The organism is Mycobacterium sp., from assembly GCF_049278535.1.
GTDB lineage: Bacteria > Actinomycetota > Actinomycetes > Mycobacteriales > Mycobacteriaceae > Mycobacterium.
In genome coordinates this window covers 1-4,588 of the sequence record NZ_JBAPMI010000258.1, presented here as the reverse complement: position 1 = coordinate 4,588, position 4,588 = coordinate 1, and the positions used below count along the sequence as shown (strand labels likewise).

The window sequence follows — 4,588 nt, the reverse complement described above, 5'->3', positions numbered from 1 at the left end:
AGCCCGAGCCGAGCGCCGGGGCTGCGGACGACAGGGAACCGATGATGCTGTCCAGGATTCCGAAGTCATCGGCGTTGGCCGATGGCGCGTTGGCAAGCGGGCCGAGGCCCAACGCTAAAAACGCGCCGGCGCCGCCGCCGAGACCGATCACGCGTGCGCGACGACGGCCCTTGGCTTTCCGCGACTGACGATTTGCCTTGGAGTTGTGCTTGCCAGCCATCTGTATCCCCTTTGTAGCGTGTTTGACCTTCTCAGTTGCTGGACCGTCTCAGGTTCCGCTAAGTTAAACCTCAGGTTGTCGTAACGGAAGCGAAACAGCCAAAAGATCTTGAACAATTTTTACGAAGTGATCTTGAACGCCATTTCTGCAGGTAGTAGCCGACTTTGGGATTCCGTTTTGCGGAATGCATCTCTGAAAAAAGGACAGTTTGAGCTGGATCCTGGACGGCTATATTTGTCTTAATCATGACCCGGACAGACAGGCGCGGTAGGCCGCTCAAAGCTTTCTTGCAGGCCGAGATCGTCCGTGCCGATGTCACCATCGAGCAGGTGCGTACCGCTTGTGGCCTCACGCGAGCCAGCTACTACGGGGAGCCGAGCGGCACCGGTCGCGGCTTCACCGACGACTTCCCCAACTCCGAAGAACTGCGGCGAGTAGCCAGCTACTACGAACTAGGCGACAACGGCTGGGTAAGCCTGCTGGTCGAGTTCGGCTGGCTGGACGCGCTGCCCGGCACCCTGCGCATGCCGTTCACGCTGGCCAGTGACCAGGCCGACCAGCAGTTCTCGACACCGTCGATCGGTCTGGTCCAGGTTCGTGACGCACTGTCTCGCTATCAGCGCGGCTCGGTTCTCATAGTTTCCGCAGATGGTGACAACGTTTCCCTCGTGCCCCTGACCGAAGCTCTCGAGAAGCATCCGAAGGCGTCGGTGATCATGTTCGCCAACGGGCCGGCGTCCGAGTCGTAGCACTCGTCAACGTGCGTGTCCTACCCGCCGCGGTCGATCCCTCCCGCTAAGGTATCGAACAACCGTTCGGTACAGGTAGGAGTCCGCGTGCGGGTGATGGGAGTCGACCCGGGATTAACCCGCTGCGGGCTATCCGTGGTGGAGAGCGGTCGGGGGAGGCAGATCATCGCGTTGGACGTCGACGTGGTTCGCACTCCGGCCGACGACCCGTTGCAACGTCGACTCCTCACGATCAGTAACACCGTCGACCACTGGATGGACACCCACCTGCCGGATGTCGTCGCAATAGAGCGAGTGTTCGCCAATCAGAACGCGAACACCGCGATGGGGACCGCGCAGGCCGGCGGCGTGATCGCGCTCGCGGCGGCCAGGCGTGACATCGACGTGCACTTCCACACCCCCAGCGAGGTCAAGGCCGCCGTGACGGGCAATGGCCGGGCCGACAAGGCTCAGATCACCGCGATGGTCACCAGAATCCTTGGGCTGCAGACGAAACCGACGCCCGCCGACGCCGCCGACGCGCTGGCGCTGGCGATCTGTCATTGTTGGCGCGCGCCGATGATCGCGCGAATGGCCGAAGCCGAGGCCAGGGCCGCCGAACAGCGCCAACGATATGCCGCGAAAGTGAAGGCCGCCAAATGATTTCATCAGTGCGTGGCGAGGTACTCGAGATCGCCCTCGACCATGTCGTCATCGAGGCGGCGGGCGTCGGCTACAAGCTGATGGCAGCCCCGTCCACGCTCGCGACATTGCGCCGCGGCAGCGAAGCCCGGTTGATCACCGCGATGATCGTCCGCGAAGACTCGCAGACGCTCTACGGATTTCCCGACGCCGACGCCCGCGATCTCTTCCTGACGTTGTTGAGCGTCTCGGGGGTCGGCCCCAAGATCGCGCTGGCCACCCTGGCGGTCTACGACGCCACCGCGCTGCGGCAGGCGCTGGCCGACGGCGACGTCAACGCGCTCACCCGGGTGCCGGGCATCGGCAAGCGCAGCGCCGAACGATTGGTGCTCGAGTTACGCGACAAGATCGGGCCGGTCTCGCCCTCGACAGGTGCACCGGTCAACGGCCACAGCGTTCGCAGCCCGGTGGTGGAAGCCCTTGTGGGACTTGGCTTTGCGGTGAAGCAGGCCGAGGGGGCCACCGACAAGGTGCTGGCGGCCGATGAGGCGGCCACCACGTCGACGGCGCTGCGGTCGGCCCTATCGCTGCTGGGGAAGAAATGACTGAAGAAGAACCTGAGGACCGGGAGGTCTCTGCCGCCCTGACCGTCGGTGAGGGTGACGTCGATGCCAGCCTGCGGCCGCGCTCGCTGGGGGAGTTCATCGGCCAGCCGCGTGTGCGCGAACAGCTGCAGCTGGTCATCGAAGGAGCCAAAAACCGGGGAAGCACACCGGATCACATCCTGTTGTCCGGCCCGCCCGGATTGGGTAAGACGTCGCTCGCGATGATCATCGCCGCCGAGTTGGGGTCGGCGTTGCGGGTGACATCGGGTCCGGCGTTGGAACGCGCCGGCGACCTGGCGGCCATGCTGTCCAACCTCGTCGCGCACGACGTGTTGTTCATCGACGAGATTCACCGCATCGCGCGACCCGCCGAAGAGATGCTGTATCTGGCGATGGAAGATTTCCGGGTCGACGTGGTCGTCGGCAAAGGCCCTGGGGCAACGTCGATTCCGTTGGATGTGGAGCCGTTCACTCTGGTCGGTGCAACGACTCGGTCTGGCGCGCTCACCGGCCCGCTGCGTGATCGTTTCGGGTTCACCGCGCACATGGACTTCTATGAGCCGGCCGAGTTGGAGCGCGTCCTCACCCGCTCGGCGGGAATTCTCGGCATCGAACTTGGCACTGAGGCCGGTGCGGAGATCGCCCGCCGGTCGCGGGGCACGCCGCGGATCGCCAACCGGCTGTTGCGCCGGGTCCGTGACTTCGCCGAGGTACGCGCCGACGGTGTGATCACCCGCGACGTCGCCAAGTCCGCGCTGGCGGTCTACGACGTCGACGAGCTCGGCCTCGACCGGTTGGACCGGGCCGTGCTGACGGCGCTGACCCGCAGCTTCGGCGGCGGTCCGGTCGGCGTGTCGACGCTCGCGGTCGCTGTTGGGGAAGAGGCCACCACCGTCGAGGAGGTGTGCGAGCCTTTCCTGGTGCGCGCCGGCATGATCGCGCGCACGCCGCGTGGCAGGGTAGCCACCCCGCAGGCGTGGATTCACCTTGGGATGACGCCGCCACCGCGGGCCAGCGGGTTAGGGCAGCCGGGACTGTTCGAGTAGTGGCGATCGCGAGCGCGGCGTAGCCGGGCGAAGGGTCGCCACCACAGGTAAGGAGGACTGATGATCACCGCCGCATTGGTATTCGCAGGTCTGGCCGGTTTGCTGCACGTCTACATCTTCACGATGGAATCGCTGACCTGGACCAGCAAGCGCACCCGCGCCGCATTCGGCACGACGCCAGAAGAAGCCGAGACCACCAAGCTGCTGGCGTTCAACCAGGGCTTCTACAACCTTTTCCTGGCGATTGTCACCGGTGTCGGGATCGGCGCGTGCGAACTCGGGCATCACGGCATCGGGGTGGCGCTCATCTTGGCCGGCGTCGGTTCCATGGCCGCGGCGGCTCTCGTGTTGCTGGCGTCGGCCCCGGACAAGGCCCGAGCGGCGCTGACGCAGGGCATCTTTCCGGTGATCGCCATCGTCCTGCTGGTGATTGGTCTTACCTCGCACTAAGCGCGGAACCTGAAAAAACTCAGCGGTTGCTGGCTTCGGGTGCTCGGTACATAAGTCGCGGACGATCCGCTTGCGTGCCACAGTGCGCCGTTGCTCGGCGGAGCGCGAGCCGACCAGCTCTAGGGCGGGTCTAAGGTACCCCGGCTAGCGTGGCACGCGCGTTGACGGCCCCCGACCCACGTCCCTGCGCAGCTGGGTAACCAGCACGCGCTCGACACCCTGGTGTCCACTGTTTGAGGAGAACTCGAAAAATGAATGACTCGCGGTCAGGCTTCGGCAGCCTGCACATGCCGCGCAGCCGTGGTGCGGTTAGCGGACTGCTCTTAGTGATCCTCGGCGCATGGGGAGCGTTGATCCCCTTCATCGGGCCTTACCTCCATTTCGGATACCCGCCGGATAAAGCGTGGGTGTGGAGTACGGCACGCGCATGGCTGGAGGTTTTCCCCGGCGCGGTCACCGCATTAGGCGGTTTTCTGCTGCTGATTTCCGGAAACCGCGCCACCGCGATGTTCGGTGGGTGGCTCGCCGTCATCGCCGGCGCCTGGTTCGTAGTCGGCCGCACGCTCGCGCCGACACTGCGACTCGGCGACGTCGGCCAGCCGATCGCAGCAACGGATGCCAGGCGCGCGGTGATCGAGATCGCATCGTTCTCCGGGCTGGGTGCACTGATCGTCTTTCTCGGGGGAGCCGTCCTGGCGCGGGTGACGATTCGGACCGCGCGTGACGTGGAAATCGCGCAGCAAGCCGAGCTGGAAACGTCGACGAATTCTTTTGTCGACTTCGACGCACCGGCGGAGCAAACCGAGATACTGTCCCCTGAGCCGCAGCGGCACCGACGCGCAAACAAGGGTGGAGTGTTCCGCCGCGCACCAAGCCACTGACGACCTGGTCTTGACA

7 protein-coding genes are annotated in these 4,588 nt (G+C 65.0%); 6 read left to right on the top strand and 1 reads right to left on the bottom strand.

Annotated elements, in window-relative coordinates:
* Positions 1-220 (bottom strand): hypothetical protein (locus tag WAO18_RS17340; protein ID WP_422207470.1); only part of this gene is annotated, 220 nt, incomplete at its 3' end.
* Positions 221-465: 245 nt separating this feature from the next.
* Between WAO18_RS17340 and WAO18_RS17335 the strand changes: the two genes are divergently transcribed.
* From WAO18_RS17335 to WAO18_RS17310, 6 genes are all read left to right on the top strand, one after another.
* Positions 466-969: a hypothetical protein gene (locus tag WAO18_RS17335; RefSeq protein ID WP_422207469.1), complete on the top strand. Its 504-nt coding sequence runs from the start codon at positions 466-468 to the stop codon at positions 967-969.
* A gap of 87 nt (positions 970-1,056) precedes the next feature.
* Positions 1,057-1,611, top strand: a complete 555-nt coding sequence (ruvC, locus tag WAO18_RS17330; RefSeq protein WP_422207468.1) for a crossover junction endodeoxyribonuclease RuvC — start codon at positions 1,057-1,059, stop codon at positions 1,609-1,611.
* Positions 1,608-2,195 carry a Holliday junction branch migration protein RuvA gene (gene ruvA / locus WAO18_RS17325; protein ID WP_422207467.1) on the top strand — a complete coding sequence of 196 codons (588 nt, stop codon included), beginning with the start codon at positions 1,608-1,610 and terminating at the stop codon, positions 2,193-2,195. The genes ruvC and ruvA overlap by 4 nt, the downstream gene beginning before the upstream one ends.
* Positions 2,192-3,241 (top strand): Holliday junction branch migration DNA helicase RuvB, encoded by a 1,050-nt coding sequence (ruvB, locus tag WAO18_RS17320; protein WP_422207466.1) that lies wholly within the window; start codon positions 2,192-2,194, stop codon positions 3,239-3,241. Before ruvA ends, ruvB begins: the two co-directional genes overlap by 4 nt.
* Before the next feature lie 60 nt (positions 3,242-3,301).
* Positions 3,302-3,691 carry a DUF1304 domain-containing protein gene (locus WAO18_RS17315; RefSeq protein ID WP_422207465.1) on the top strand — a complete coding sequence of 130 codons (390 nt, stop codon included), beginning with the start codon at positions 3,302-3,304 and terminating at the stop codon, positions 3,689-3,691.
* Between the two features lie 251 nt (positions 3,692-3,942).
* On the top strand, positions 3,943-4,572 hold the full coding sequence (locus WAO18_RS17310) for a hypothetical protein (protein WP_422207464.1): 630 nt from the start codon (positions 3,943-3,945) through the stop codon (positions 4,570-4,572).
* Positions 4,573-4,588: the final 16 nt, after the last annotated feature.

Bases quoted from the DNA above. Each gene is read 5' to 3' on its own strand.
- WAO18_RS17335 (WP_422207469.1), top strand. From the start codon at position 466: ATGACCCGGACAGACAGGCGCGGTAGGCCGCTCAAAGCTTTCTTGCAG.
- ruvA (WP_422207467.1), top strand. From the start codon at position 1,608: ATGATTTCATCAGTGCGTGGCGAGGTACTCGAGATCGCCCTCGACCAT.
- ruvB (WP_422207466.1), top strand. From the start codon at position 2,192: ATGACTGAAGAAGAACCTGAGGACCGGGAGGTCTCTGCCGCCCTGACC.
- WAO18_RS17310 (WP_422207464.1), top strand. From the start codon at position 3,943: ATGAATGACTCGCGGTCAGGCTTCGGCAGCCTGCACATGCCGCGCAGC.
- WAO18_RS17315 (WP_422207465.1), top strand. From the start codon at position 3,302: ATGATCACCGCCGCATTGGTATTCGCAGGTCTGGCCGGTTTGCTGCAC.